Raw genomic sequence first — 26,053 nt, forward strand, 5'->3', positions numbered from 1 at the left:
CGCTGCTGGAAACGCTGAATTAACACTTCCCGCAAGCCGTCCGCCGTGCCACTCTGCTGCTGTCGACAGGGCGGGCTGGAGGTGCGCCGAGAGATGAGCCTGGCAAGTCAATCGATGGTCCTTGTCACTGCGATTCGCCTGGCAAATGGTCATGACGACGTGGACGGTGTGACGACCGTCCGATGGGAGGGCAATGCTGGGCCGGAGGAAAGCTCTATCGGCGATCTCGTGCTCTGGATCGCCCGGTCACGGGGGCATGCGTACCTCCAATGGCCCAGCGGACAGCGCGGGCCGCGCCTGCACGTGGCCAACCATCCGACGCGACGCTCGGTACGCAGCGGCCTGACGGCCGACGGCAGCGACGGCCTACTGTCCTTGCCGCGGTTCTGACGCTGGTTGTCCACAGCAATGACCCTCCGGGTCGCCGGCGGATTCGTCCTGCCGTACGGCGCCCGGCCTGCTCCACTGCGGGACGGGACGGCCGTCCTTGGCCCACCAGGTGTAGGTCCGGTCCTGCGGCCAGCCCGCCGGTGAGTCCTCCCACTCTTCCTGACGGCCGTACACCGTCAGATCGAGCAGGCGGGCCTGCAGCATGGTCGTCTCGACACCCCGGCCGATCGTCTCACCGGTCAGGAACACCCGATCGCCGATCCTCAAATAGCAGGCGATGTTGCCTGGGTCGTCAAGCAGGCCCGGCCCGACGCCGGGGTCTTCGACACCGGTCATGGAGTACCACGGCAGGGTGTAACCCATGAACTCACGGAACGGGGCGATCTCCTCCCAAGGTCCGTCGCAGAAGACTGCGAACGACACTCCGCGATGGTTCAGGTAGCTGGCGTCGTGGACGTCGAAGATCGACGCGGTGCACCCCTCGCACTGACCTTCGATCCCCTTGCCGGTATGCCACATGTGCTTGTAGGCGATGAGTTGGTCGCGGCCATCGAACACGTCCAATAACGAGACCGGCCCGCCCTCGCCGACCAGGCTCGCCGAGGCGTCCACCTCGGTCATCGGCAACCGGCGCCGGGCCGCGGCGATCGCGTCGCCCTCCCGGGTGTGGGCCTTCTCGCGGGCGAGCAGCCCCCGGCGTTCCCGGAGAAAGGTCTCCCGGTCGACGATCGGTGGCGTGGCGGTCGCTTCGGTCATGGCGTTCGTCCTTTCGATTGGTCGCTGTCAGAAGGTTGGACGAGCGACCCGGCGAATCGTCATCGCACTTCTTTCGCCCACTTGGTCGACGGCGGCGTTGGTACGGTGAACCGCATGACGAGCGCCGCGGCCGACGACCGGTTCCGGGACGCGTTCGACGAGCACCGGCGCTCGCTGCATGCGCACTGCTACCGGCTCGCAGGCAACGTCGCCGATGCGGACGACCTGGTGCAGGAAACCTTCCTGCGCGCCTGGCGCTCTCGCGCGCAGTATGAGGGCCGGGCGGCGATCCGGACCTGGCTCTACCGGATCTCCACCAACGTCTATCTCGACCACCACAAAGCAGCGGCGCGGCGGACCGTACCGGCGGGCGATCCGCTGGAGTGGTGCACCGACATCGGGCCCTACCCCGACTCCGTGCCGGGCGAGGACCCACAGGCCGACCTGGTGGCGCGGGAGACCGTCGAGCTCGCGCTGATCGCCGCGCTGATGTATCTGCCGCCACGGCAACGGGCGGCGTTCGTCCTCCGGGACGTGTCAGGCTGGACGGCGGCCGAGATCGCCGAGGCCCTCGACCTCGGGGTGCCTGCGGTGAACAGTCTGATCCAGCGCGCCCGGCGGACGATTCGCCGGCACGCTCCGGGCGATCCGCGGCAATGGCGCCGACCGGCACTGACCGCCGAGGACGAGGAGATCCTCCGCCGGTACGCGGCAGCGACCGACCCAGTCAGCCTCCGGGACTTGCTGGCCGACGACGTACGCATCACCATGCCGCCGGACGCACCGGTCATCGGGATCGATGCCGTTGCCGAGTTCCTGACCAGGCCGCTGGACTGGCGAACGTTCCCGTCCGCCGCCAACGGCCGCCCTGCCCTGATCTGCTATCTGCGCAGCCCCGGCAGCGATCAGTACGACGCCATGGTCGTCGACGTCCTCACCATCGAGAACGGCCGGATCGTGGAGAGCAACGCCTTCGTCGGACCACACCACGTGGCCGCCTTCGGCATGCCACCCGCCGTACCGGCTGTCAGTCGGTGAACGCGTTGCGCATCGACACCAGCTCGATGCCCCGCTCCTCGATCGCCTTGCGGATCTCCGGGTCGGTCACGATCTCCTGGTCCGACAGCCGGTACTCCTCGGCCCACCGGTAGGTGTACGTGCCGGGCGACGTCATCGCCGCGAGTTCCGGATGGGCGGCGGCGCAGTGCGTGACCAAGAGGTGTACGCCGGGCGTCAGTCCGGCGATGTGGTCGAGCATCCACGCCTTCTTGCCGTCCGCCTCCCGGTCGCTCAAGGTCACGATCGAGGCGAACCGCTGCGACTCCACCGGGCCGTAGATGAACGGCTTGCCGGCAGCGTTCGAGACCTCGTCGTACGCCGACTCCTGCGCGGACTGCCCCATGTGGACGTCCAGGTAGTCGATCGAGAGCCCTTCCGCGGCGAACTTCGCCACCTGGGCGGACAGCTCGCGGACGGAGTCGGCCTGGGTGATTGAAGCCCGCGCCGCATCGACCGTGCGGAGGAACGTTCCGTCATCACCGACCAGCGACGGTCCATCGGTCAGCGGCCGCCACCGCAGGAAGTCCCATTCGCAGGTCAGGGTCTGATGCACGCCGAGCGGAATCCCGGACTCCCGCGCCAGCGCCGCGGCCTCGGTGAACCAGGGGCACGCGGCCATGGTGGAGGCCTGCGTCAGGATCCCCTCCCGGAACGCCTCCATCGTGCCGACATTGACGGCATGACACATACCGAAGTCGTCACCTTGAACAATGAGCCTGATGTCACCAGCCACGCGCACTCCTCAGATCAGCGGACGAGCCCGAGGACGACCGTACCCCCGCACTCAGGACCTCAGTCCACCTGCTGTGGTCAGACGGGGCCGGTTGGGGTGGGTGCCGGTTCGGGGTGTGGAGGTCTGGCGAGGAACTCGAGGATCGCCAGGGCGACCACGAGGAGGGCCGCCAGCACCAGCACGTCCTGCCCGGTCGGCCGGTCAATGAACACGAAGACGAGTCCGGCCAGCGCGACCAGCGCGAGCCGCAGGATCGTCAGGTTGGCATGCACCCACGTGCCGACGGGGCCGGTGCGCAGGCCGGCGGCCTCGCCGTGTTCGCGCAGCCAGCCGATCCCGGTGCGGAAGCCGTGCTGGGTTCGGACCGCAGTGGCCGAAGGCCCGGTGAAGAACGCGGCCGCAGCCACCACCAGGCCGATCACAAGGACGGTCCGCAGCCCGGCCCGGATGAACCGGACCAGGGTGTCGAACACTGTCGCCGCGGTGGTGGCCGACACCGTGCCGGGAAGCCGATCGAGGTACGCCGTGCGGAGCAGTGCGATCACGATCCCGAGCAGGAGCATCGACGCGGCTACGCCGAGCCCGGCACCGACCAGGGCCCGGCGGTGGCCGGGGGCGACGTACACGCCGAGCAGGATCAGGCCGATGGCGACGAAGGGCAGCGCCGTACTGACTCGTTCGAGCGGCCGGTAGGCGTCCTGCGCCCGGGCCAGTTCACGCGAGGAGAACACCTCGAACTGGGGGCTGACGTTCGGGACCCGTTCCGCGGCCGTGAAACCGGCCGAGACCAGACCCTCTTTCGCCGCGGCCACGAACGCTCCGAGGTTGATGCTCACCACTCCCTGGCTGAAGCTGACCGACCGGCTTCCCTCTCCGCTCAGCGCTGCCACCATCTGCTCATGGGCGACGCGAACCGCGGTCGCCCACGCGCCCTGGAATGTGTCACTGGAGACGACCTCGCCGACCTTGCCCCGGACGAAACCGCGAATGGCGCCGGCGAGCGGCACTGACAGGCCGCGGAGCTGGTTCGCGACGAGCGGCGGCAGCCCCCGCTCGGCCAGCAGATCCACCGTCTGCCTGGTGATCGCGGCCACGTCGACATACCCGAAGATCTCCGCGGTGACCCGGTCGGCGACGGCGTTCCGGACGCCCGGGTCAGCCGCCAGCGGCGCCACGTTCGCCACGAAACGGTCGGTGTCGGTCACTTGGTTGCGAGCCCAGACACCGACCACGGACACCGGCATCAGCAGGCAGCCGATCAGGATCAGCAGTACCGCGAGCGGCGACCGCCAGCCGATCCGGCGCCTCCGAGCCGCCACCAGCGCCCGCAACCGCTCGAGCTCGGCGCGTTCGTCCGCCGCCAGACCGCCTGGTGAGACGTCCCCGACCGGGGTCGATCCGCCGGCTGGTTTCCCGACCGCGTCGCTCATGAACCGTCCCTTCGAGGCTCGACAACTCGAGCCTGACCAGCACGGGCGGTGACTTCCTCACCCGCGTCGGGTGAGCACGTCGCCGATCCACGGTCCGGACCGGAGCTCATCCATGCCGGGTGATCCCAGACGGCCGCCGGACCGCGACCGTGGTCCCGAGAGGGACTGATCGGCGCGACAGCGAAGGGATGCAGTCATGAGTTTCTGGGACGTCATCTGGTTCATCATCGTCACGTTCGCGTTCGTCGCGTACCTGATGGTGCTGTTCCACATCATCACGGACATCTTCCGCGACAAGTCGCTCGCGGGCTGGGCCAAGGCCCTCTGGGTGATCCTTCTGGTCTTCTTCCCGCTACTGACCGCACTGGTCTACCTGATCGCCCGCGGCAAGGGCATGGCCGAGCGTTCAGCGGCGGCTTGGGGAAGCGCGAAGGCCGCGCAGGACGACTACATCAAGTCGGTCGCCGGGTCCTCGTCGCCGGCCGAGCAGATCAACCAGGCACAGCAACTCCTCACCGCGGGAACGATCACGCAGACGGAGTTCGACACCCTGAAGGCCAAGGCCCTCGCGTAGTGACAACCGTCGACCCGGTGCTCCGACGCCTCAGGCTCGCTGGATTCGCGACCACAGTCGCGGTCCTGGCGGTCGCCTGCGGCGGGACGACGTCGGCGCCACCTGCCGGTACGACGACCGCGACACCAGAGGCTGCGACTACCGGCACCTCGGCGCCGGTAGATCGCGCTGCCATGCGGGTGGACGAGGAGACCGCCGTCAAGGCGGTGGACACCTACTGGCGCACGCACTTCTCCGAGCACTTCGACGGCCAGTACAAGAGCCCTCGGGTGGAGGGCAGCTACGTCGGCGCGAACGGACCGTCGTGTGGCGGAGAACCGTCGGTGCCGTTCAATGCGTTCTACTGCGCGCCGGGCGATTTCCTCGCGTGGGACGAGCAGTTGATGGAAGCCGGCTACAGCCAGATCGGGGACGCGTGGATCTACCTGATCATCGCCCACGAGTGGGGCCATGCCATCCAGGCCAGGCTGAACCGGGACCAGGTCTCCGTCCAGGCGGAACTGCAGGCGGACTGCCTGGCCGGCGCCGCGCTCCAGGGCGCCGCGAAGGACGGGCTGATCGAGATCGAGCCCGGCGACAGTGAGGAGCTCGCCCAGACGCTGGCCGCTGTCGCCGACGACTACCCCTGGACCAACGAGAGCGATCACGGCAACGCCCAGGAACGGACGTCGGCCTTCAACACCGGAGTACAAGGAGGAGTGCAGGCCTGCGCCTGAACCGGCCGTCAGGTACGGCGCTCGTCGTGCTCGGCGAGGGCCGCACCGAGCTGGGCGCCGACGACCGCTGAGCCGACGATCACGAGAGCGAGGACGACCAGCCACGAGATCAACGCGATCGCTACGCCGATCACGCCGTACCGCTCTGTGTTGCGCTCGATCAGGTGCGGTACGTACACGGCGCCCGCCGACGTGACGACCACCTGAGCTACCGCGCTGACGACGGCGCCGGGGAGGAGCAGCCGCCAGGAGACACGACGGCTCAGCAGCAGCCAGCTGGCGAGCCACCACCCCGGAACCGCCGTACAGATCTGGGCGATCACGGTGATCAGGAGGCCGACCGGCAGCTGATCAGCCAGGCTCGCCAAGTAGCCCAGCAGGATCAGGGCGATGAGCAGGAGGAACGCACCCTCGATGCCGTTGACCGTCCTGCGCAGCCCGCGCGCAGGCAGGTTCCACGCCAGTTCGTAGGTCCGCTGGACCGATCGCGCGAAGCTGCTCGCGGACACCAGGACGGTGATCACGCTCAGGAAGGTCAGACCGCCCGAGTCGGCCGGCGGCCGCCCGAACAGGGACTGCACCGCATCCGCGGAGGGGCCGGTCAGCGAGAACCTCTCGATCAGCCAGTCACCGACCGCCAGCGAGTCGGAACTGCTGAACCAGGTGGCCAGCACGACCAGCAGCGGAATCAGCGCGATGAAGGCCTGCCCGGCCAGCGTCAGCGCCCGGTCGTAGAACCTGATCTCGATCGCGGCGACCACGATCCGCCAGACGACGCTCTGCCGCACGATCCGCACCACCCGCAGTACCAGCGGATGCTCGGCCCACCGGCTCACCACGGATCCCAGCCCTCACCCATCGCATCGCTCCCCCGGGCACACGCATCACGGACCTACGACGCTAGGCGCGACCGCGGGCGCAGTACTCCTCCCTGACGGGTGAGGACGTGCAGACTAAATTGCTCGGGCGACCGCCTGGATGGCTCGGAGCCGACCGTCGGACAGGCCCTCGGTGAGGTTCTTCACTCGCTCGCGGAAGTTGGGGACGAACGCGTGCAGCCCGAGCGGGTTGGGTGGAAGTGACTGCATCGCTCGCATCATGGCACCGACTTGCTCGGTCAGATCCGTCCAGTGCTCGACGGTGAATCCGGCCGATTCGATCGCGGTACGCAGGGCTGCCGGCGTACTCAAGTGGGTGTGCTCGGGTACGTCGGCCCACGGCAACGGGTAGTCGAGTCGGCGCTCGTCGCCGGCGGCGATGTCCCACACGGCGAGCTGACCGCCGGCCCTCAGAACTCGCCTCGCCTCCTGATAGAGACGATCCTTGGCGGCCACGTTCATCTGGACATGCTGGCTGAACACGACGTCGAACGACGAGTCGTCGAACGGCAGCGCGGTCACGTCGCCCTGCCTTACGACGATCCTGTCGTCCAGCCCGACGAGACCGTTGAGCCAGCGGGCGGTGTCGCAGTACTCCTCGGACAGGTCGACCGCCGTCACCGCGCAGCCGAAACCGGCCGCCAGATAGCGTGCGGTTCCTCCGATGCCTGTGCCGGCGTCCAGCACCGCATTGTCCGGCGTGAGCTCGACCAGGTCGACCAGCTGTGCGGTCACGAGTCGACCGCCGGTGTGGTAATCCTCGAGCAGCGCGAGATCGGCGGCCTCGAGCCCGTCCAGGTCTTTGCCAGCAGCAATGAGCGCCTGCTCGATGGCGGCCCGGGACTTGCCGGTCACGTACTGGGCCGGAAGTGCGTCTGTCATGCCTCCTCCACTCCGTGCCGGGACGCGATGTCGGCGATCGCGGCGGCCAGGAGGTCCGGGTGTTCGCTGGTGGTCAGGTGGCCGCCCGGGAAGGTGATGATCCGGGCTTCGGGCACCCTTTCCCGAGTGGCCGTGATCTGGCGGTGCTCGTACGGGTCTTCGGTGCTGCCTCCGACGTACAAGGGCACCGTGCCGTTCAGTTCTCGGGCGATCGCGGCGAAGTCCCAGCGCGCCGCGTTGCGGCGGTGTTCCTTGACGAAGCCGGCACCGTCGTGGAGGAACATCGCTCCGTCGCGGCGGACCACTGCCGACCAGAGTTCCTTGAGTTCGGTCTCGGTCGGGTCGTAGTCGCGGGAGTACATGCGGGCCTGCTTCCAGCCCCGGACGAACGACGCGAACGAGCGTTGCAAACTCCGCGCCCCGAGGGCACCGAGCGGAGACCTGAGCATCGGAGTGCCTTGCCACGGGTGCGTATGCGCGTCGGCGAACAACCCGCCGTTCACCATGAAGACCGCGGCGATCTCCGGCCCGGTCCGGCGGCGCAGGAGTTCCAGAAGCGTCAGCGAGCTGTAGTCGAAGGTGACCACGACGGTACGACGCACGCCGTGGTGCCGCCACAAGGCGTCGACGAGATCGGCCCGTCCGACCGTGGAATGCGGGTAGCGCTTGGGCTTGTCCGAATCCCCTTGCCCGACGGGGTCGACGTACAGGCGTGGACCGATGCCGGCGGGGAGCAGACGATCCACCTGCGCCCAGCCGTACGAACCGTCCGGGAATCCGGGCAGCATTGTCAGCCACACGGCATCCCCAGCTGTGGGCGTCGCGCGCTCGAAGACTTTCAGCACGCCGGGTCTCGTGGCGGCCTCGTCGTCGGTCAGTACACGTGCGGACTCGGCGTCGTACCAGATCCGCCGGCCGCCTGCGAACCATGCGTCCGCGGTCACCCACGGCGTGTCGGTCCTCGTCTCCATGTGGGGTCCTCCCTGGAAGTAATGTGGACACCGTCCACATTAGCTCGGTTTGGTGGACAGTGTCCACATTGATAACCTGAGCCGGTGAGCATCGGCGAGGAAGCACCACGGACGCGGCGGCGGCCGCGAGGCGACGTACGCGCCGGCTTGGTCGCCGCCGGGGTCGAGCTGGCTCGCACAGGCGGTCCTGACGCGGTGGTGCTGCGCGAAGCGACCCGGATCGTCGGCGTCGTACCCAACGCCGCCTACCGGCACTTCGCCGATCGCGACGAGCTACTCGCCGAGGTCTGCACCGTGGCCATGAACGAGCTGGCCGACCGCATGGCCGCAGATATTGCTCGCGTCCGCGGCAAACGCGGGAACCCCGGTGCGGCCCAACGCCGGCTGGGCGCGATCGGGACGGCGTACCTGCGGTTCGCCCATGAGGAGCCCGGGCTGTTCGCCACCGCGTTCGCTGTGCCGCAACAGCACGGCTATAACGACCGCACTCCCCTGGGTCTGCTGCGCGACGCGCTGGACGAGCTGGTGGAAGCCGGCGCCCTCGATCCGCAGCGACGCGAGGGCATCGAATACCCCATCTGGTCCATCGTGCACGGAACCGCCGTACTCACCGGCCAGGGCCCACTCCGCGACGCCCCCGATCTCCGCCAGATCGAAAGCCTCAGCCTGGCCTTCATCGCCAACAGTCTCACGTAGCGACCGCGTTAGGCTGGCTTGGCCGACGTCGATCTGGAGGCCGTGATGGATGCTGATGCCAAGCAGCGCGTCAAGGATGCGCTGATCGCTCAGGCCGAGGCGGGGCTCCGGTCGTCGCAGGCGAGCGTGGCGGAGCACGACTCCGCCGCAATGCTGGACTCCGACGCGGCGGACTCGGTCGACGACCTGTCCCAGTCCGGCGAGGCCGCTGACCTGGGTGGGCTGCTCGACGACGTCGAGGCTCGGCAGAAGCGGATCCTGACCCACATCAAGGCGCTCGACTTCGGGATCAAGACGGCCGTGGCGCCAGGCGCACTCGTCGGCTTCGACGGAGAACGGTACGTCGTCGGTGTGGTGGCTGAAGCGTTCGAATGCGACGGCGTCACGTACGAGGGGCTCTCCTCCGACTCACCGATCTACGCGTCGCTGAAGGGGCTGGGGCTCGGCGACTCGTTCAGCTTCGGCAGCCGCGAACACCACGTCGACTTCCTCGCGTGACTCAAGCTCGGCGGCCGCAGAGCTCCTGGGCGATGTGTTCACCGATCGGCAGGCAGGCCGTGGCGGCCGGTGATGGCGCGTTGAGGACATGCAGTGTCCTGCCGTCACGGAGGAACAGGAAGTCGTCGACGAGTTGCCCCTGCTTCGTCACCGCCTGAGCACGGACCCCCGAGCCTGCCCGCCGTACGTCGGCCACCTGCAAGTCGGGCAACATCCGCTGCGCGGCGCGGACCAAGGCCTTGCCGGTGAGTGAGCGCAGAAATTCCTGTGCCCCGGTCTTGCCGTATCGCCGCGCGAGTCGCCAGGACCCTCGATAGGTCAACGACTCCCACAGGTCCCTCGGCACGATCTTCGACCAGCGGTAGCCCTCCCGAGCCAGCGCCGGTACGGCGTTCGGCCCGATGTGCACCGTGTCGTCGATCCCGCGGGTCAGGTGCACTCCCAGGAACGGCAGATCCGGGTCGGGCACCGGATACACGAGTCCCTTCACCAGATAGTCACGCTCCGGCACGATCTCGCTGTACTCACCGCGGAACGGCAGGATCCGCACGCCCGGCTCGAGACCCGAGGCCCGAGCGAGCCGATCACTGTGCAGACCGGCACAGACCGCGACCCGATCCGCCTCGATCACCTCGTCCGTCGTCTGCACCCGCACGACCGAGCCGGCACTCTGGACCGAGGTGACCGTCACGCCCGTGCGGATCTCGCCACCCTCCGCCCGAACGTCGTCGGCCAGCGCCCGCGACACCAGCTTGAAGTCCACGCGCCCGGTCGAATCGACCGCCAGCGCACCCCTCACTCGCAGGTACGGTTCACGCTCCCTGACCTCGTCGAGGGTCAGCCGCCGTACCGGCACGCCGTTCTCATGACCCCGGTCAAAAAGCCGGTCGAGCTGCACCATCTCGGCCTCGGTCGTGGCGACCACGAGCTTCCCGGGGACCTCCACCGGAATCTCCTTGGCCTCGCAGAACTCTCGCAGCGCCGCCCCACCGGCCACCGCCAGCCGCGCCTTGAGCGATCCAGGCTTGTAGTACAACCCCGAGTGAATGACGCCCGAGTTGTGTCCGGTCTGGTGGGCCGCAACCGCGGACTCCTTCTCCAGCACGACAACCGGCGTACCCGGATCCAGCCGCTGCAAAGCCCGCGCCACCGCCAGCCCCACAACACCCCCACCAACCACCACCGCCGACCCCATCAGGCCTCCCGTACCTAGACGTCCCCCCGGACAAGCTACCGGTGCGGCCCGACCTCGAGCCTCTCCGCACAAAAGAACCGCCGGACCACCCCCGAGATACATCCCATTCGCGGTATCTACGCCTGCCGCTCGTCCCGGGTGTCCGGCGAGTCTCATCCAGGTGGGGTGAGGCGCTGGCCGGGCGCGGAGGGAGAGCATCCAGGTGCGGCCCGCTGCTGGTTGCGGCCGGCGGACGCAGCGAGAGGAGAGGGCAGACATGGCTGAGGGTGGTGGGAAGAAACTGGCCGGCTTCGTGGTTTTCGCCGGCGCGTTGCTCATGGTGGAGGGCCTGATCAATGTGGTCCACGGGCTCACCGCTCTGCTCTCCGACGAGCGGCTGGGGATGCACCAGGAAAGGCTCGTCATCGTGAACGTGACCGCCTGGGGATGGGTGGTCCTGATCTCCGGGCTGCTCCTCATCCCCATCGGCGGCGCCCTGCTGACAGGAGCATCCTGGTCCCGGATCGCCGGGATCGTGGTCGTCAGCCTGCACGCGGTGACGCAGATCGCGTGGCTCAGCGCCTATCCCGTCTGGGCGGTGCTGATGCTCGCGCTGGACGTCATCGTCCTGTACGCCCTGACCGCCCGGTGGTCCGAGGTGCAAGACAGCCTGGGCGGCGTCGGCGACGCTCCCTGGAGCGCGATGGAAGGCCCCGAATACTCCCAGGCCGATCGCGGCCCAGCCCCTCCCCACGTCTGACTGCCCCGGCCGCTCAGACTAGCGCGCCCGCCGGCCCCACTTCGAAGCGTAGCCCCGCTTTCTCGGTGAGTCGTTGACAAGTGTCTGGGTGCGGATCAGTGTCTGAAGAAGGCTGCTCCAGGGGGAAACACCATGCCAGCTTCAGGGGAGATTCCGGTTGCGGACAGCGCTCCTCAGGAAGTCAAGGATCGCTCGAAGAAAGAGGCGAGGACGCCGCAGTTCGACGCGACTGTCGGCGTACCTGCTATCAAGGTGCCGAAGCGGAGTGGTACGCCCAAGCATCGGCTGGTGGCGATCGGCGATTCGCTGACGCACGGGTTCCAGAGTGGAGCGGTGTTCAACACCGACATCTCCTACCCGGCCATCATTGCCTACGAGCTCGGATGGCTCGACAAGTTCCGCTATCCGCGTTATTCCGGGTACGGCGGCCTGCCGTTGAACATGGAGCTTCTTCTCCGCGAGTTGGCGGACCGCTTCGGCGCCGAGCTGAACCTTTTCGAAGTTCCGCTGGCGCTGTTCGCGGCCAGGTCGTGGATGGGCAAGCTCGAGGACTACTACGAACGTGGCGACGGCAGCCACGTGCCGGTGACCACCGGGTACAACCACGCGTTGGCCGTGTACGGCTGGGATCTGCGCGACGCGCTCGAGAAGACCTATGACACCTGCGCCGCACGGATCGGCTCGCCCCGCGACGATCTGATTCACCAGATCGTCCAGAACCACAACGATCGGGCCGCCCTGTCCGTCTATCCGAATGGGTCGGACGACGATCGGAAGCTGACTCTCTTCCAAGCCGCCGCCAAGCTGGGAGACGAGAAGGAGGATGCCGAGTGCGGCATCGAGACTCTGATCGTCTTTCTGGGCGCCAACAACGCGCTGAAATGCGTGACCCAACTGCGCGTCGGATGGAGCGGTGACGACTACCGTGAGCTCGGCAAGAAGGAGCAGTACACGGTCTGGCAACCAACTCATTTCGGCGCCGAGTTCGCGGAGATCGTCGACGAGATCAAGAAGATCAACGCCCGGCACGTCATCCTCTGCACCGTCCCGCATGTGACGATCCCGCCGATCAGCCGGGGCATCGGCACGAAGATCCAGCCGGGTTCGCGGTACTTCCCGCACTACACCAGACCGTGGATACGCGACGAGGACTTCGACCCGCGCCAGGACAAGTCCATCACCGGCCCGGAAGCGTTCGCGGTGGATGTCGCGATCGACATGTTCAACCAGACCATCGAGGACGCCGTACGCGCTGCGCGCAAGGGAAACCCGGCCCGCGACTGGTACCTGCTGGACGCCGCCGGCCTGCTCGACCGGATGGCTTCCCGCCGCTTCATCACCGATCCCAACGCGCGACCGGACTGGTGGACGCCGTACCCGCTGCCGCCGGCCCTGAAAGCGCTGCAACCCGTCGTCGACTCGCGGTACCTTGCCAGTGACGGGCGAGGCGGACGTGCGGCCGGCGGCCTCTTCTCACTCGACGGCGTCCATCCGACCACGGTCGCCTACGGCATCCTCGCCCAGGAAACGATCAACATCCTCCGCATTGCCGGCGTCCCCTTCACCACCCCGAACGGCACGCCGCGCCCGGACCCCGTCAACGTCGACTTCGACCGCCTGATCCGCCTTGACACCCTGGTCCAACGCCCACCCGAGAACGTCACCCCAACCCTCGACATCCTCAGCTGGGCCGACGAGAAACTCGACTGGGCCAAACGAGCCCTCACCTTCCTCAGCTGAGACTGCAAGAAGCGCCTTCCGTCACCAACCGCTCTGGATCGGCCGGGCGTCGGGTCAGAGTTCGCCGCCCAGGGCGTTGGCGAGGCCGTCCCGGGTGAGGCCGAGGCGGTTCAGCATCTCTGCGTCCGCGTCGTTGTCGGGGTCGAACTGATCCGGCAACTGGTCTGCGACCGACTCGGCGACATCGGGTCCGTAGGCGCGGCGAATGATCGCGATGGCCTCGGCCTTCGTGAGAACCGCCATGATTCCTACCTTTCAAGGGCTTGGGCGCGATCGCCCGCCGTTGGCGCCTGGGAGATCTCTGTTCACGTCAGGTGTAGCACGCCGTGTCGAACTGGCGGCCCCTCGTTCGACGCACTGCCAGGCGACGTGATCGACCAACGAGAGAGGAAGCTCCCATGCCTTCATTCACCGAGCGCTTCCGCGCGCACAGACGACGGCTGCTGGCCACCGCACTGGCGGCCGTCGCGGCGGCGAGCGGACTCACAGTGGGCACCACGCCGGTGCCCTCCGCCGCACACGTAGGTGGCAGCTCACTGTCCTGGACGCCTTGTCCCGGAGTACCTGAGCCGACCCAGGGGCTGGAATGCACCACAGTTCGTGTCCCACTGGACTACGCACAACCTGCCGGCGAGACCATCGAGATCGCGGTCTCGCGGCTGCCGAGCACCAACCCTGCTCGCCGGCGTGGCGTGCTGTTCCTCAACATCGGCGGCCAAGGTGACTCGCAGGCGGCGCTGCCGCTCACGCTGGTGTCGCTGGGCCTTCCGGCCAGTGTGCGGGAGAGCTATGACCTCATCGAATTCGACCCGCGAGGCATCGGACGCAGTACGCCGCTCACCTGCAACCTGCGGCCCAACCAGGCGGCCACGCTGATCCCGCCGCCGTACGCACGGACGGCCGCGGACGTCGACCAGCGTGCCGCCGACGCCCGGCAGATCGCCGAACAGTGCGCGCAGTCCAGCACCGCGCATCTGCTGCCCTACATCACCAACACCAACGTCGCGAGGGACATGGACCGGATCCGCCAAGCTCTCGGCGAGCAGCGGATCTCCTACCTCGGGTACTCGCACGGAACGTACCTCGGCACGCTCTACGCCGCGCTCTTCCCGAAGCGCACCGACCGGATGGTCTTCGACAGCGTCAGCGGTCTCGGTGGGCTCGACGCCGTCGGCGCTCGGAGGTGGGGCCTGGGATTCGAGCTGCGGTTCCCGGACTTTGCGCGGTGGGCCGCATCGCAGGACGCGACGTACGGACTCGGTGCCACCCCGGCGCAGGTGCGGACGCGGTACCTGCAGATTGTCGACAAGCTCGACGAGGAACCGGTCGCCGGAATCAGCGGGGCCGCGCTGCGCGCCATGACGTACGGGATGCTGTTCAGCGATTCGATCTTCGCGGCCCTGGCGTCCGCCCTGCAGGCACTCGGCGACGGCCAGGCGCCGCAGCTCCCGCCTCCTCCCGCGGGCGGAGACTTCTCCGCCATGCTTGCGCTGGTCTGCAACTCCCCCGGTTGGTCTCGGGACATCGACACCTACCAGCGCCACGTGGCTGTCGACCGGATTCGCTACCCACTGTTCGGCCCGGCGGCGGCCAGCGTTTGGCCATGTGCGTTCTGGCCGGCCAAACCTGAGCCGCGAGTAGACATCAGCAAAGCAGGATCGTCGACAATCCTGCTGGTGAACAATCTGCGCGATCCCGCCACGCCGTACGTCGGGGCCGTCGAGCTGCACCGGAAGCTCGGTGCGGGATCCCGCCTGATCACCGTCGACCAAGGCGGCCACCTGTCCTACCTCTTCGGCAACAACACCTGCGCTCGGAACATCGAGACCACCTTCCTGGTCGACGGCAAGCGCCCGCCACGAGACTCGTTCTGCCCCGGCACCTAACGCTTGCTCCCGGGCAGCGGTGCGGAATCAACCAACCGCACCGCTGCCCGCGCCTCAGGAACTGCGTCGCACCATCCGCTCGGGATCATTGAGCAGTCAGCGAGCGATTCCGCTGAGCTGGTTGAGATCACGCAGGAACCGGGAAGACGTTCCTGTTTGGTCTAAGTAGCCGCGGCGTCGATAGAACGCGTGTGCGTCCTGGCGGCGGTCCGCGCTGGTGACCTCCATGCGTACGCATCCCTGGCTTGCAGCGAACGATTCCGCCGCCGCGACCAGTTCGCCGCCGATGCCCTGGCCGCGTGCGTGATCGGAGACGACCAGAGCCATGATCCGGCCCGAGGAGCCGGCGAGCTGGAAGAACGGACAGATGTGGACCGCGACCAGGCCGAGAAGGTTGCCGTCAGCATCGGCCACAAAGACTGCGCTCGAGGGGTCGTCACCCCAGGTCTGGATTCTGGTTGCGGTTGTCACGGTGCCGTCCTGGGCATACCCGAGCTGCTCGAGCAGTTCGTTGACGGCGGCCGCATCGGTCGTGTGTGCCTGTCTTGTCTGCACGCTGTCCCCGGTCAACTAGGCGATGAGAAAATCGAAATACGTGTCTGGGTAAGGTTCGTCCCGCAGTGTGTAATGCCACCATTCGCAGTCGTAGGAGCTGAACCCGCTGGCTTCCATGACAGAGCGAAGGTACGTGCGGTTTGCCGCTTCGACCGGCGTGATTCCCTTGGCTCCATGGTGTGAGACCGAATCCATCAGGTCATGGTCACCGCCCATGGAGGCGCGTTCACCGGTGGTCAAGTGGTAGAGCGTCAGGTCAACGGTGCTGCCTCGGGTGTGACCCGACCTGGCAGCCACATATCCCCTGTCGAACATCTCGGCTCTGTCGATCTTTGGATAGTGCCGTAGCTTCGTCCGCCCATCCTCTGGCTGCTTCGACCAGCGCAGAAAGCTGTCCACGGCGCGCTGAGGGCGATAGCCGTCCCACAGAAGCAAGCCGAAGCCGAGGGAAGCGGCCGACTCTTGTGCTCTTCCCAGGGCCGCGCACATGGCCGTCGTACCGACAATTCGGTTGGCCAGATACCCGTCGACCGGCTTGCCGGTGAAGTTGTCCCAGGTCGCGTACTTGGCATCCCACCGTACGCCGGGTACGAGCTCGTCCACGAAGACAAGGTCAGCTTTCATCGGAGCTTGCCTGTCACCGCCAGCGATACCATCGCGTCGATCACCTCGGCCATCGGCATGCCGGCGGCGGCCATCATCCGCGGATAACGGCTGTACGACGTCATGCCAGGGAACGTGTTGACCTCGTTGAGGACCACGTCACCGTCTTCGGTGAGGAACATGTCCACCCGGGCGATTCCCCTGCAGCGCAAGGCACGATAGATGGCCTTCGCTGTTTCTTGAACGAGCGAACGCGCTTCCGCCGAGATGTCAGCCGGAACGATCGGTGTCGAGTTGTCAGAACCGGTCTCGGGCGAACTCTCCTGATGGATTCGGAAGAATCCATGAGTCAGCGCGATCCGATCCACTTCGCCGACCACCAGATCCAGCTCGTTCCCCAGGACAGCACAGCCGACCTCGCTGCCGACGACGGCTGCTTCGATCAACACCTTCGAGTCATACTGCTGTGCGAATTCCATTGCGCCCGGCAACTCTTCCTTCCGGGACACCTTGCTGACACCGAACGACGAGCCCGAACGGGCCGGCTTGACGAAGACCGGGTAGGTGAACCGGTCGGCGTCGATGTTCTCGTCCGCCGAGACGGTCCAGAAATTCGGCGTAGCGATCCCCGCGCTGCCGGCGACGATGTAGGCCAGGGACTTGTCCATGCAAAGGGCGGAACCTTGGATGTCGCACCCCGCATAGGGGATGCCGGAGAGCTCCAAGAGGCCCTGGATCGCGCCGTCCTCGCCGAGTTTGCCGTGCAGGACGGGCAACACCACGTCCAGGCTGATCGTCTCGTATCGTCCCTGCTCCAGGACCAGTAGACCGTGGACGCCTCGGTCCGGTGACAGGACGACCGGACGGCAGTCATCGGTCTCCCAACCAACGGACGGGCCGTCACAGAGCATCCATGCACCGCTCGTCGTGATCCCGATGTAGTACGGTTCGTACTTTTCGGCATCGAGGTGTTGTGCGATCTCTTGCGCAGATTTGACGGAGATGGGGTGTTCTTCGGAACAGCCGCCGAACAGAATGCCGATCTTCATATCCATTGCTGCTTTCTGTGTTCGAACGCGAGGCAGTTGGTCAGAGAGTTCTCAACGGTGTCGCTCAGGGCACGGTCGGTGTAGTAGGCGGTGTGCGGACTGATCAGCACAGTGGGCAGTTCGTGGAGCCGCAACAACAACTTGCTGTTGATGGGTTCATTTCTGCAGTCGGCGTAGAAGATTCCTTCCTCCCCTTCGAGGACGTCCAGCGCGGCTGCGCCGATGCTGCCGCTTTCCAGGGCTGGGACGAGGGCCTCGGTGTCGATCAGAGCGCCGCGCCCGGTGTTGACGATGAACGCGCCGTACTTCATCTGCTTGATACGTTCGCGATTCAAGAGGTGGCGCGTGTCGGCAGTGAGCGGCGTATGGAGCGTGACGATGTCGCTTTGCTCGAGCAGTTCGTCGAGCCGTACGAAGTTGGCACCCGCCTTGGGCCGCTTGTCATACGCCAGGACACGGCAGCCGAAGCCTCGTAGCCTGTCGATGACTGCGGTGCCGATGCGACCCGTTCCGATGACCCCGACAGTCAGGTCGCGGAGTTCTTTCCCGCGCACCTCATTCAGTCGGTAGTCATGAACATCCACCCGGCGCATGATGGATTTCGCATCGCGCACCGCCATCAACATGAGCATCAGCGTGTAGTCGGCCACGCTGTCGGGCGAATAGTCGACATTCTCGACGAGAATCCCGACGCTCTCGGCGTACTGCACATCGACGTGGTTGTACCCGACGCTTCTCGTGGAGACGTACTCCACGCCGACCCGGCTGAGCGCCAGCAGAGTGGGGTTGGTGATCTGGGTCTTGTGACCGACGCTGATGCAGCGGTTTCCGGAGGCGAGGTCGACGGTCGCTTCAGATACCGCCTCGGCTGTGATGGTTGGCGTGACCGCAAAACGAGGTGCCAACTCCCGGAACAGAACCGCCTCGTCCTGCCCGCATCCATAGATCGTGATTCCCGTGACCGGGGCGGCCGAGGTGGAAGACGCCAGCCATCGAACGAGAGCCGCCGGTTCGCTGTAGGTCATGCCACCTAGTCAAAGGGGCCCGGTGTTGTCCGCCTGTATGTGGATTTCGATATGCCGACGAAATACTAACGACGGGTAACCTCTGGCCGAGTGACGACAGGAATGCACCACCAGCGATACGACGCCAGCGCGGCCAGCCCGGCGCCGGCGGTGTTGAGCAGTACGTCGTCCACCGAGGACACCCGGTCCAGCCGCAGAACGTACTGCGCGACCTCGACCAGGATCGAGCAACCCGCCGCGAGCGCCAGGATCCGCGGAACCGACGCCAGCGCGGCGAACCGCAGGGGGACGAAGAACCCCAGCGCTGCGAACACCAGCAGGTTGCCGGCAATCTGAGGCGTCGACATCGTGAGTAGGTCCCGCAGCGGAACGAGGCTCACCCGACCGGGGACCTCACCTGCGAGGCTGCCTGGCAGCAGGATCATCCATACCCACGGCACCGTCCCGTAGACGATGCCGACCTCCGCGAGCGAGGTGCGCCACGGCCGTGTCACGCCAGTGGCAGTCCGCCGGTGTGCCAGCGCCCACACCACCAGCGCGGCCAACGGTAGGAAGGCCGCGGTCAGGAAGGCCACGCCAGTGAACGTGTCGAACCAGCGGTGCCACCCGTTGATGATCACGCGCCCCCACTTTCCGTCAGGTCATGGAATCTAGTCGTCCGCGCCGCCTGATGGACTCGCGCCTGCTCATGTAGAGGTCGAAGGCCCGGTAGACCATCGGCCGCAGCGGCAGGTCCCACTCCCCGACGTACCTCACAGCCTGTCCGCCGGTGCCGACCTTGAACTGGATCAGCCCGACGTGCGGGTCGTCGGCGTCGACGGTAGGGGTGATGCCGCGCAGGTTGTAGACAACGCAACCGGCCGCCAGCGCGTCGCGGATCATCGCCCACTGGCAGGCGTTCGATCCGCGCACCTCGCGCTTCTCGGTGGAGGAGGCGCCGTAGGAGTACCACGCGTGGGCGCCGACGCGGACCATGATGGTGGCGGCGACCAGGTCGCCCCGGTGGCGGGCCCCGTAGAGCCTGATCCGCTCGGGATCCTCGGCGCTCATCGCCGCGACCATCGTCTCGAAGTAACGCAGCGGCCGAGGCGTGAAGTGGTCGCGCTCGGCGGTGTGGACGTACAGGTCGTGAAACGCCTTCAGATCCTCGCCGACCGTGACCTCGACGCCCTCCTTGGCTGACCTCTTGACGTTGCGTCGCCAGAGCTGGTTCATGCCCCTGAGCAGGTCGTCCTCGGTCCTACCGGCCAGCGGAAGCTCGAAGTTGTACTGCGGATGCCCGGCGCCGAACCCGTTCTCCGGACTCTGCAGCAGCCAGCCGGCGTCCCGCAGTTGGCTGGTTACCCGGGCACCGACCGGGTCGACGCGCTGGCTGGGTAGGTCGGTGAGCCGTTCGATTCCCGGGTCAGCAATGCCCTCCTTGACCTGGGCAGCACACCAGGTGTCCGTGCGTACCGGCGGACCGAGCCGGATCGCGAACGCGCCGCGTGCCTTGAGGTACGCCGCCAGCGGGTCGAGCCACGCGTCGATCTCGCCGGTCCAGTCGATCACCGGCCCCTCTGGCACATAGGCCAGCGTGTAGCGCTCGAGCCGCGGCACGGGGCGGTGAAGCACGAGGCCGGCGCCGACCAGCCGCCCGCCGTCGTACCAGCCGAGAGACTCGCTGCGCCACTCGGTCTTGACGCTCCCCCATGCCGGGGTCTGCAGGAAACTGACAGACCGCTGTGCCCACACGAACGCCAAGTGCTCGGCGGCGCCGATCGGCTGGACAGTCACGGTCACTGCTGCATCCTGGGGTCGTGCGTAGGGTCGGCGTACCTGGGTGGACAACCGTGATCGACGGCCTCAGGGCGCAGTTCGTAGTGCCAGGGTTCGTTGTCGTAGATCTGACACAGTCCGTACGCAGCGCCGTGCTTGGCCAGCCACGCGGTCGCGTCTGAGCGCCCGATGTCGATCGCCTGCCCCAACACATGAGGCGACGTGTCCGGGGTCGCAACCCATCGGGCTGCTTCCTCCCTCGAGCCGTACTTCGCGACCGCCTCGCTGAGCAGTTGCTCCTGGTACGCCGGGGAACGCCAGCCACTGTTGACGAAGAACTCGACCCCGTCGTCCGCGGCATCCCTCGCGGCCTGACGCAGCGCACCGAGCAACTCCGGGTCGAGGTTGGCCACACCGGGAATCTCGTCGTCGAACACCTTGACGCCCGCAGGGACGAAGCCATCGGCCAGTGCACCGTGGCGAGCGTCGCTGGGCGATGCGACCGGGAATGAGGACGTCGTCAGCGACTGGTGGATGAAGACGCCGACAAGCGCCACATTGGCGACGACGAATGCCGCGCGGACGGTCAGTTTGGTACGGCGGCCTGCTGTCTGTGCCGGTTCGCTGGCGGACATGGGTTCAGTCAAGGCAGCGTGCTGTTGCCGGCGCGTATCCGGTTTTGGATACGCCGACGATATGGCCCGGCTCGTACCATCAAGAGTGTGCGCGTGCTGATCGTCGAGGACGAACCTGAGATGGCGGACGCCGTCCGCGATGGCCTCCGCCTGGAAGCGATCGCGGCCGATATCGCCGGCGACGGTGACACGGCGCTCGAACTGCTGAGCATCAACACCTACGACATCGCCGTACTCGACCGCGATATCCCCGGTCCGTCCGGCGACGAGATCGCCAAGCGGATCGTTGCCTCCGGCAGCGGTATGCCGATCCTCATGCTGACCGCCGCCGACCGGCTCGACGACAAGGCCTCCGGGTTCGAACTCGGCGCCGACGACTACCTGACCAAGCCCTTCGCGCTCCAGGAACTCGTGCTCCGGCTCAGAGCGCTGTACCGCAGGCGCGCCCACAACAGACCACCAGTGCGGGAGATCGCCGGTCTCCGGGTGGATCCGTTCCGCCGAGAGGTCTACCGTGACGGCCGGTACGTCGCGCTCACCCGCAAGCAGTTCGCCGTACTCGAAGTCCTCGTCACTGCCGAAGGCGGCATCGTCAGCGCCGAGGCGCTCCTGGCGCAGGCGTGGGACGAGAACGCGGATCCGTTCACCAACGCCGTACGCATCACTGTCTCCGCCTTGCGCAAACGCCTCGGCGAGCCGTGGATCATCGCGACCGTGCCAGGCGTCGGCTACCGCATCGACACGGGAGACGAGGGTGGATAGAGAGCCTGGTTGGAGCGTTCGCCTCAAGCTCACCCTCAGCTACGCGGGGTTCGTGATGCTTGTCGGTGTCTCGCTGCTCGCGGTCGTGTGGGTGTTCCTGCTCCGCTACGTACCGGTGGTGCTCTTCCCCTCGCCCATGTCCATACCCGACCGCTCCGACCTGATGGAGGCCTTCCTCCCGAAGGCCATCATGATGCTGATGTTCCTGCTGGTCGTCGGCCTGGTCGGAGGCTGGATTCTGGCCGGCAGCATGCTCGCGCCCCTGACTCGCATCACCAATGCCGCCCGGCAGGCGACGAACGGATCGCTCTCGCACCGGATCATGCTGGAAGGCCGCCAGGACGAATTCCGCGATCTCGCCGACGCCTTCGACACCATGCTCGCCCGGCTCGAAGCACACGACGCTGAACAGAAGCGATTCGCGGCCAACGCCTCCCACGAACTGCGCACCCCACTGGCGATCACGCAGACCCTTCTCGACGTGGCCCGCAACGATCTGGACGGCGACAACCGCGCGCTGGTCGATCGCCTTCACGCCGTCAACACCAGGGCGATCGACCTCACCGAGGCATTGCTTGTGCTGAGCCGCGCCGACCAACGGTCCTTCACCCGAGAACACGTCGACCTCTCCCTGCTGGCCGAAGAAGCCACGGAAACGCTCCTCGCACTCGCCGAGAAACAGGGCCTCACCATCGAGACGTCCGGCACCATCACGCCCACCATCGGCTCCCACGCGCTGTTGCTGCAGCTGACCACGAACCTCGTGCACAACGCGATCGTCCACAATCTGCCCGACCATGGCACCGTGTGGGTCACGACCAGCGCCCGCGCCAGGACTGTCCTGCTCACGGTCGAGAACACCGGCGAGAGTCTCACTCCACAGCTGGTGTCCACGCTCGCTGAGCCGTTCCAGCGCGGCACCCAACGCATCCGCACCCACGACGCAGGCGTCGGGCTCGGCTTGGCCATCGTCAGAAGCATCACACAAGCCCACGACGGAACCCTCACGCTCACTCCCCGCCCCTCCGGCGGCCTCCGGGCAACTGTCGAACTACCCGCCGCACCACACCCCAGCGTCTGACGATCAGGGGAAGCGCCCGGCGCTTCCCCTGATCGAAAGGCCTCACTCAGGCCTTGGCCTTGCGCGCCCTCGGCTTGCGAGGGGCGGGATGCGAACCGTTGCCGTTGCCGTTGCCGTTGCCCTCGGTCTCGGGCTCGGCCGCGAACGGGATGAACGGCATGGTCAGCGGCAGCGCCGCCAGTCGCATCAAGAGCAGGACGTTGTCGTCACCGGCGGTCTTGTTGAGCCGGAGGCGGCCGCAGTTGGTGCATCGGTGGATGAGGACCCAACGGCCCTCGCCGCGAACCGTGACCGCGATCGGTTCCATACCGCCGCTGCAGTCGGCCTTGCGATCACCCGGCACGTTGCGGTCGAGATGGCGCGACCACAGACAACTCGGGCAATGATTTCGATGGGTAGTTCCGGGGGCGTCGAGAGAGACCTCTACGCCGCAGTGTTCACAGCTGAACGAACGTGCGAATGCCAAACCAAGGACCTTTCAGAGCGAAGCTGCTGGACATGACAGACATCGGCTTCCCTCCTCCCGGTCCGCGCCGACTCGTCCGGCGCACGTCCCCCCAGCAGATCAGCCCCATCCCCCACCGTCAATCGATTAACGGCGCCCGCTTGGACGAAGCGTCGTGGTTCGAGAGAGCTCAGCAGGATCCGCGCTGCATCAGGACTGCGAGAGCTGCGGGATGAACGCGGCGAGCGCACTGGTGAGCAGCGGCGAGAGGACCGCGAAGCCGGTCAACGGATTTCGCAGCAGCGAGACGTCGAGGTGCAGCAGTGCCTCGAGACGACTCCGCGCAGCTACCCACGCCTCTGTCGGCTGACCGTCCCACGGGAGGGGGTAGGCACCATCGACAACACCTCGCGCACATCGCCGCCAGGCTGCGACCAGTGGCACATTCAGCACCGCTGCCAGTACGGCGAACAGCGCACCGTAGTACAGGACGTTCACCGCAGGAAACTCGTCCGCCCGATCCGGATGCACATCGAGGAACGCAGCACGCAGTGTGCTCGACGTGACGATGGCCGCGACCACACCGATCACGAACGCCGCAACGCACAGCACCAGCAGATCCCAGAGACGCAACATCTGGACGATCACTTCACGGTGCGGGCTGTCAGAGTGGATCGGGCCGCGAGAATCATCGCCTGGTCTCGCCGGGATCGGCGGCAACTCCCCGATCCGATGCCGTAGGACCTGGCAGGTGTGCAGCGCCAGCCAGACGAGCACGAGCCACGGAATCGCGGCAATCAGTGCGCTCACCAACACGGCACCTGTCCGGGCGTCGAGATTCTGCACCGGAACGTCGGGGTTGGCGCCGCCGGCAACGATCCGGCCGGCAATCACAACCCCGAGTCCCACCGCGGCACAGATGACGTACGTCCAGCGCAGGGACTTGGAGGCGTCGATTCCCCACCTGTCCGTGGCAACCAAAACACGGATCGCCGTCACTGCCAGCCCGACGAACACCAGGATCGCCGCAGCCCCGACCAGCCTCCAGACCATCCAAGGCACACCGCCGACGAAGGCCTCGCTCTCCGCCGAACCAGTCGAGTCCCCCGCCCCAAGCGCCGCAGCCAGGGCAAACAAGAGCACAACCGCGCCGACCGTAGTTACCGGCGGCCCCAGCCCCGGCCTCCCTCGTGCATCCCGCACAGCCAGCCCCTCCTCCGCCGCCGACCAGCGCTACTGTCCCGAGACTTCAGCCGGTTGGGGCATCCGACCCTCCCCCGAGTCGTTGAACGCAGTGTGCACCCACCGACTCCTGATGAACAAGGGGCCGGCCGAATGAGACCGCGCCTTCCTTGGTTGCCCTAGGCAACGCCTGCCCGCGCGGCTGCGGGGTGTTCTGCGGGCTCGTGGTGGATTCGGCCCTTGGTGGTTGACAGGGGGCGGCCGGTGGCTGAGGAGCGGGCCGCGATGATCTCTGCTGCGATCGAGATCGCGGTCTCCTCAGGGGTGCGTGCGCCGAGGTCCAAACCGGTGGGTGACGACAGCCGGGTGAGCTCTGCCTCGGTCACGCCGACCGCTCGCAGCCGGGACAACCGATCGTCGTGAGTACGGCGCGATCCCATCGCGCCGATGTAGCCGGCGTCGGTCCGCAACGCCACTTCCAGCAACGGCACGTCGAACTTCGGGTCGTGGGTCAGCACGCACAGGACGCTGCGGCGATCCACCAGGCCCTGTTCGAGCGCCTCCGCGAGGAAACGGTGGGGCCAGCGCACCACCACCTCGTCCGCCTCGGGAAACCGCTGCCGAGTGGCGAACACCCCACGTGCGTCGCACACCGTCACGTGGTGGCCGAGAAACTTGCCCACCCGAGCCACTGCGGCCGCGAAATCGATCGCGCCGAAGACGAACATCCGCGGCGGAGGCGTGAACGCCTGCACGAACACCGCGACCTCGGCCCGCTGACACTCCCCCTGCGCTCCGTAGTACCGGATCGCGGTAGCACCTTGGTCGAGCATCGCCACGGCGTCCTCGACGACCGCGCTGTCCAAGCCCGGGTCACCGAGACTGCCTGTGACTCTGTCCGGCCAGACGATCAACCGTTGCCCCAGGCCCGCTCCGGTCGTGACCACAGTCGCGACCGCGACCGGCCGGCCTGACTCGGCCGCATCGGCAACCGCATCGAACTCGGCGAACGCGGCCAGGTCGACCGGCTGCACCAAGACGTCGATCACTCCCCCGCAGGTCAGTCCGACAGCGATGATGTCATCATCGGAGACGCCGTACCGCCGTACCGCCGGCAAGCCGGTCCGGACGACTTCACGAGCCACTTCATACACGTCGGCCTCGACACAGCCGCCGGACACGCTGCCCACCACGACTCCGTCGCCCGACACTGCCATCGCCGCGCCCGGTTGGCGAGGCGCCGAACGGAACGTGTCGATCACCGTGGCCACGGCGAATCGGCCGCCATCCGCGTACCAGGGCCGGATGTGCGGGAGCAGATCACGCACGCTGCCTCACATGTCCTCGGCGCCGGCCTTGATGGCCTCGCGGATCCGGGAGTAGGTGCCGCACCGGCAGATGTTGCGCAACTCGTCGAGGTCCGCATCGGTGACCTCGCGGCCTTCCGCGTGGGCCTGCTTGACCTTGGCCACGGCCGCCATGATCTGGCCGGGCTGGCAGTAGCCGCACTGGGAGACGTCGTGGTCGAGCCAGGCCTGCTGCATCGGGTGCAGGTCTTTGCCGACGGTCGCCGGCAGGCCTTCGATCGTCGTGATCTCGTCGGCCGGCTCGATGTCCTTGACCCGCACCGAGCACGGGTTGAAGGCCTTGCCGTTGATGTGAGAGGTGCACGACTTGCAGACCTCCAGCGCGCACCCGTACTTCGGCCCGGTGACGCCGAGCAGGTCGCGGAGAACCCACAGCAGACGAACGTTGCCCTCGGCCTCGACGCTGATCTGCTTGCCGTTGAGTGTGAAAGTGTGGGTTGCCATGGAT

General features: G+C 67.0%; 29 protein-coding genes. 10 read left to right on the plus strand and 19 right to left on the minus strand.

All coding sequences use genetic code 11. The annotated features are described in order from the left end of the window. Window positions 1–366: 366 nt before the first annotated feature. Window positions 367–1,146 carry a DUF899 family protein gene (locus tag AB0I34_RS17460; RefSeq protein WP_360446114.1) on the minus strand — a complete coding sequence of 260 codons (780 nt, stop codon included), beginning with the start codon at window positions 1,144–1,146 and terminating at the stop codon, window positions 367–369. A gap of 114 nt (window positions 1,147–1,260) precedes the next feature. On the opposite strand from AB0I34_RS17460, the gene AB0I34_RS17465 reads away from it, so the two are divergent. Further along, window positions 1,261–2,184, plus strand: coding sequence for an RNA polymerase subunit sigma-70 (locus AB0I34_RS17465; RefSeq protein WP_360446116.1), 924 nt, complete (start codon window positions 1,261–1,263; stop codon window positions 2,182–2,184). Here the strand turns inward: AB0I34_RS17465 and AB0I34_RS17470 are convergent. After that, window positions 2,174–2,938, minus strand: coding sequence for a ChbG/HpnK family deacetylase (locus AB0I34_RS17470; RefSeq protein ID WP_360446118.1), 765 nt, complete (start codon window positions 2,936–2,938; stop codon window positions 2,174–2,176). The genes AB0I34_RS17465 and AB0I34_RS17470 overlap by 11 nt on opposite strands. 77 nt (window positions 2,939–3,015) lie before the next feature. Further along, entirely contained in the window at window positions 3,016–4,368 is a 1,353-nt protein-coding gene (locus AB0I34_RS17475; RefSeq protein ID WP_360446120.1) for a hypothetical protein, read from the minus strand. A gap of 196 nt (window positions 4,369–4,564) precedes the next feature. Here AB0I34_RS17475 and AB0I34_RS17480 point away from each other — a divergent pair, with 196 nt between their 5' ends. Both AB0I34_RS17480 and AB0I34_RS17485 read left to right on the plus strand, forming a co-directional pair. Then, on the plus strand, window positions 4,565–4,942 hold the full coding sequence (locus AB0I34_RS17480; protein ID WP_360446122.1) for a PLDc N-terminal domain-containing protein: 378 nt from the start codon (window positions 4,565–4,567) through the stop codon (window positions 4,940–4,942). Window positions 4,943–4,959: 17 nt separating this feature from the next. After that, a complete protein-coding gene (locus AB0I34_RS17485; RefSeq protein ID WP_360446124.1) occupies window positions 4,960–5,658 on the plus strand; it encodes a neutral zinc metallopeptidase in 699 nt (232 codons plus the stop codon). Window positions 5,659–5,666: 8 nt separating this feature from the next. On the opposite strand, the gene AB0I34_RS17490 is transcribed toward AB0I34_RS17485, so the two are convergent. The 3 genes from AB0I34_RS17490 to AB0I34_RS17500 all read right to left on the minus strand — a co-directional run bounded on the left by AB0I34_RS17490 (window position 5,667) and on the right by AB0I34_RS17500 (window position 8,389). Then, a complete protein-coding gene (locus tag AB0I34_RS17490) occupies window positions 5,667–6,494 on the minus strand; it encodes a YhjD/YihY/BrkB family envelope integrity protein (RefSeq protein WP_360446126.1) in 828 nt (275 codons plus the stop codon). 117 nt (window positions 6,495–6,611) lie between these two features. Beyond that, on the minus strand, window positions 6,612–7,418 hold the full coding sequence (locus AB0I34_RS17495) for a methyltransferase domain-containing protein (RefSeq protein WP_360446128.1): 807 nt from the start codon (window positions 7,416–7,418) through the stop codon (window positions 6,612–6,614). After that, window positions 7,415–8,389: an alpha/beta hydrolase gene (locus AB0I34_RS17500; protein WP_360446130.1), complete on the minus strand. Its 975-nt coding sequence runs from the start codon at window positions 8,387–8,389 to the stop codon at window positions 7,415–7,417. The genes AB0I34_RS17495 and AB0I34_RS17500 overlap by 4 nt, the downstream gene beginning before the upstream one ends. An 84-nt stretch (window positions 8,390–8,473) precedes the next feature. Here AB0I34_RS17500 and AB0I34_RS17505 point away from each other — a divergent pair, with 84 nt between their 5' ends. Further along, window positions 8,474–9,085 carry a TetR/AcrR family transcriptional regulator gene (locus tag AB0I34_RS17505; RefSeq protein WP_360446132.1) on the plus strand — a complete coding sequence of 204 codons (612 nt, stop codon included), beginning with the start codon at window positions 8,474–8,476 and terminating at the stop codon, window positions 9,083–9,085. Between the two features lie 45 nt (window positions 9,086–9,130). Then, window positions 9,131–9,583, plus strand: a complete 453-nt coding sequence (locus tag AB0I34_RS17510) for a hypothetical protein (RefSeq protein WP_360446134.1) — start codon at window positions 9,131–9,133, stop codon at window positions 9,581–9,583. Between the two features lies 1 nt (window position 9,584). On the opposite strand, the gene lhgO is transcribed toward AB0I34_RS17510, so the two are convergent. Further along, window positions 9,585–10,778 (minus strand): L-2-hydroxyglutarate oxidase, encoded by a 1,194-nt coding sequence (gene lhgO, locus AB0I34_RS17515; protein ID WP_360446136.1) that lies wholly within the window; start codon window positions 10,776–10,778, stop codon window positions 9,585–9,587. Window positions 10,779–11,034: 256 nt separating this feature from the next. Here lhgO and AB0I34_RS17520 point away from each other — a divergent pair, with 256 nt between their 5' ends. Both AB0I34_RS17520 and AB0I34_RS17525 read left to right on the plus strand, forming a co-directional pair. Beyond that, window positions 11,035–11,517, plus strand: coding sequence for a hypothetical protein (locus AB0I34_RS17520; RefSeq protein WP_360446138.1), 483 nt, complete (start codon window positions 11,035–11,037; stop codon window positions 11,515–11,517). 132 nt (window positions 11,518–11,649) lie between these two features. Then, window positions 11,650–13,257, plus strand: coding sequence for a hypothetical protein (locus tag AB0I34_RS17525; protein WP_360446140.1), 1,608 nt, complete (start codon window positions 11,650–11,652; stop codon window positions 13,255–13,257). 54 nt (window positions 13,258–13,311) lie between these two features. Here AB0I34_RS17525 and AB0I34_RS17530 read toward each other — a convergent pair whose 3' ends face one another. Further along, the gene (locus AB0I34_RS17530) at window positions 13,312–13,500 is read right to left on the minus strand and encodes a hypothetical protein (RefSeq protein ID WP_131365368.1); all 189 of its coding nucleotides are present in this window, start codon (window positions 13,498–13,500) and stop codon (window positions 13,312–13,314) included. 155 nt (window positions 13,501–13,655) lie between these two features. Between AB0I34_RS17530 and AB0I34_RS17535 the strand changes: the two genes are divergently transcribed. Continuing rightward, window positions 13,656–15,143, plus strand: a complete 1,488-nt coding sequence (locus AB0I34_RS17535; RefSeq protein WP_360446142.1) for an alpha/beta hydrolase — start codon at window positions 13,656–13,658, stop codon at window positions 15,141–15,143. 96 nt (window positions 15,144–15,239) lie between these two features. Here the strand turns inward: AB0I34_RS17535 and AB0I34_RS17540 are convergent, their stop codons facing one another. The 7 genes from AB0I34_RS17540 to AB0I34_RS17570 all read right to left on the minus strand — a co-directional run bounded on the left by AB0I34_RS17540 (window position 15,240) and on the right by AB0I34_RS17570 (window position 20,768). After that, a complete protein-coding gene (locus AB0I34_RS17540) occupies window positions 15,240–15,713 on the minus strand; it encodes a GNAT family N-acetyltransferase (RefSeq protein WP_360446144.1) in 474 nt (157 codons plus the stop codon). Continuing rightward, window positions 15,714–16,322 carry a D-Ala-D-Ala dipeptidase VanX gene (vanX, locus tag AB0I34_RS17545; protein WP_360446146.1) on the minus strand — a complete coding sequence of 203 codons (609 nt, stop codon included), beginning with the start codon at window positions 16,320–16,322 and terminating at the stop codon, window positions 15,714–15,716. After that, on the minus strand, window positions 16,319–17,350 hold the full coding sequence (gene vanA / locus AB0I34_RS17550; protein WP_360446148.1) for a D-alanine--(R)-lactate ligase: 1,032 nt from the start codon (window positions 17,348–17,350) through the stop codon (window positions 16,319–16,321). Before vanA ends, vanX begins: the two co-directional genes overlap by 4 nt. Next, complete coding sequence (gene vanH, locus AB0I34_RS17555; RefSeq protein ID WP_360446150.1) at window positions 17,347–18,375, minus strand: D-lactate dehydrogenase VanH; 1,029 nt, start codon at window positions 18,373–18,375, stop codon at window positions 17,347–17,349. The genes vanA and vanH overlap by 4 nt, the downstream gene beginning before the upstream one ends. Window positions 18,376–18,440: 65 nt before the next feature. Further along, window positions 18,441–18,995: a VanZ family protein gene (locus AB0I34_RS17560; protein ID WP_360446152.1), complete on the minus strand. Its 555-nt coding sequence runs from the start codon at window positions 18,993–18,995 to the stop codon at window positions 18,441–18,443. Window positions 18,996–19,011: 16 nt separating this feature from the next. Next, window positions 19,012–20,157, minus strand: a complete 1,146-nt coding sequence (locus AB0I34_RS17565; RefSeq protein WP_360446154.1) for a peptidoglycan bridge formation glycyltransferase FemA/FemB family protein — start codon at window positions 20,155–20,157, stop codon at window positions 19,012–19,014. Further along, the gene (locus AB0I34_RS17570) at window positions 20,154–20,768 is read right to left on the minus strand and encodes a M15 family metallopeptidase (protein WP_360446156.1); all 615 of its coding nucleotides are present in this window, start codon (window positions 20,766–20,768) and stop codon (window positions 20,154–20,156) included. Before AB0I34_RS17570 ends, AB0I34_RS17565 begins: the two co-directional genes overlap by 4 nt. Window positions 20,769–20,855: 87 nt before the next feature. Between AB0I34_RS17570 and AB0I34_RS17575 the strand changes: the two genes are divergently transcribed. Both AB0I34_RS17575 and AB0I34_RS17580 read left to right on the plus strand, forming a co-directional pair. Beyond that, on the plus strand, window positions 20,856–21,530 hold the full coding sequence (locus tag AB0I34_RS17575) for a response regulator transcription factor (protein ID WP_360446158.1): 675 nt from the start codon (window positions 20,856–20,858) through the stop codon (window positions 21,528–21,530). Further along, a complete protein-coding gene (locus AB0I34_RS17580) occupies window positions 21,523–22,611 on the plus strand; it encodes a HAMP domain-containing sensor histidine kinase (protein WP_360446160.1) in 1,089 nt (362 codons plus the stop codon). Before AB0I34_RS17575 ends, AB0I34_RS17580 begins: the two co-directional genes overlap by 8 nt. Before the next feature lie 46 nt (window positions 22,612–22,657). Here the strand turns inward: AB0I34_RS17580 and AB0I34_RS17585 are convergent, their stop codons facing one another. From AB0I34_RS17585 to AB0I34_RS17600, 4 genes are all read right to left on the minus strand, one after another. After that, window positions 22,658–23,077 (minus strand): RNHCP domain-containing protein, encoded by a 420-nt coding sequence (locus tag AB0I34_RS17585; RefSeq protein ID WP_360446162.1) that lies wholly within the window; start codon window positions 23,075–23,077, stop codon window positions 22,658–22,660. 189 nt (window positions 23,078–23,266) lie between these two features. Next, on the minus strand, window positions 23,267–24,109 hold the full coding sequence (locus AB0I34_RS17590) for a hypothetical protein (RefSeq protein ID WP_360446164.1): 843 nt from the start codon (window positions 24,107–24,109) through the stop codon (window positions 23,267–23,269). 308 nt (window positions 24,110–24,417) lie between these two features. Continuing rightward, window positions 24,418–25,566 (minus strand): XdhC family protein, encoded by a 1,149-nt coding sequence (locus AB0I34_RS17595; RefSeq protein ID WP_360446166.1) that lies wholly within the window; start codon window positions 25,564–25,566, stop codon window positions 24,418–24,420. Between the two features lie 6 nt (window positions 25,567–25,572). Continuing rightward, window positions 25,573–26,049, minus strand: a complete 477-nt coding sequence (locus AB0I34_RS17600) for a (2Fe-2S)-binding protein (RefSeq protein ID WP_360446168.1) — start codon at window positions 26,047–26,049, stop codon at window positions 25,573–25,575. Between the last annotated feature and the right edge of the window lie 4 nt (window positions 26,050–26,053).

The organism is Kribbella sp. NPDC050281 (assembly GCF_040655855.1).
In the GTDB taxonomy this organism is placed as follows: Bacteria; Actinomycetota; Actinomycetes; order Propionibacteriales; family Kribbellaceae; genus Kribbella.

Coding starts and splice junctions, on each gene's coding strand:
- AB0I34_RS17480 (WP_360446122.1), top strand. CDS start 4,565: ATGAGTTTCTGGGACGTCATCTGGTTCATCATCGTCACGTTCGCGTTC.
- vanA (WP_360446148.1), bottom strand. CDS start 17,350: ATGAAGATCGGCATTCTGTTCGGCGGCTGTTCCGAAGAACACCCCATC.
- AB0I34_RS17535 (WP_360446142.1), top strand. CDS start 13,656: ATGCCTTCATTCACCGAGCGCTTCCGCGCGCACAGACGACGGCTGCTG.
- AB0I34_RS17500 (WP_360446130.1), bottom strand. CDS start 8,389: ATGGAGACGAGGACCGACACGCCGTGGGTGACCGCGGACGCATGGTTC.
- vanH (WP_360446150.1), bottom strand. CDS start 18,375: ATGACCTACAGCGAACCGGCGGCTCTCGTTCGATGGCTGGCGTCTTCC.
- AB0I34_RS17510 (WP_360446134.1), top strand. CDS start 9,131: ATGGATGCTGATGCCAAGCAGCGCGTCAAGGATGCGCTGATCGCTCAG.
- vanX (WP_360446146.1), bottom strand. CDS start 16,322: ATGAAAGCTGACCTTGTCTTCGTGGACGAGCTCGTACCCGGCGTACGG.
- AB0I34_RS17590 (WP_360446164.1), bottom strand. CDS start 24,109: ATGGTCTGGAGGCTGGTCGGGGCTGCGGCGATCCTGGTGTTCGTCGGG.
- AB0I34_RS17570 (WP_360446156.1), bottom strand. CDS start 20,768: ATGTCCGCCAGCGAACCGGCACAGACAGCAGGCCGCCGTACCAAACTG.
- AB0I34_RS17495 (WP_360446128.1), bottom strand. CDS start 7,418: ATGACAGACGCACTTCCGGCCCAGTACGTGACCGGCAAGTCCCGGGCC.
- AB0I34_RS17460 (WP_360446114.1), bottom strand. CDS start 1,146: ATGACCGAAGCGACCGCCACGCCACCGATCGTCGACCGGGAGACCTTT.
- lhgO (WP_360446136.1), bottom strand. CDS start 10,778: ATGGGGTCGGCGGTGGTGGTTGGTGGGGGTGTTGTGGGGCTGGCGGTG.
- AB0I34_RS17465 (WP_360446116.1), top strand. CDS start 1,261: ATGACGAGCGCCGCGGCCGACGACCGGTTCCGGGACGCGTTCGACGAG.
- AB0I34_RS17520 (WP_360446138.1), top strand. CDS start 11,035: ATGGCTGAGGGTGGTGGGAAGAAACTGGCCGGCTTCGTGGTTTTCGCC.
- AB0I34_RS17525 (WP_360446140.1), top strand. CDS start 11,650: ATGCCAGCTTCAGGGGAGATTCCGGTTGCGGACAGCGCTCCTCAGGAA.
- AB0I34_RS17530 (WP_131365368.1), bottom strand. CDS start 13,500: ATGGCGGTTCTCACGAAGGCCGAGGCCATCGCGATCATTCGCCGCGCC.
- AB0I34_RS17475 (WP_360446120.1), bottom strand. CDS start 4,368: ATGAGCGACGCGGTCGGGAAACCAGCCGGCGGATCGACCCCGGTCGGG.
- AB0I34_RS17600 (WP_360446168.1), bottom strand. CDS start 26,049: ATGGCAACCCACACTTTCACACTCAACGGCAAGCAGATCAGCGTCGAG.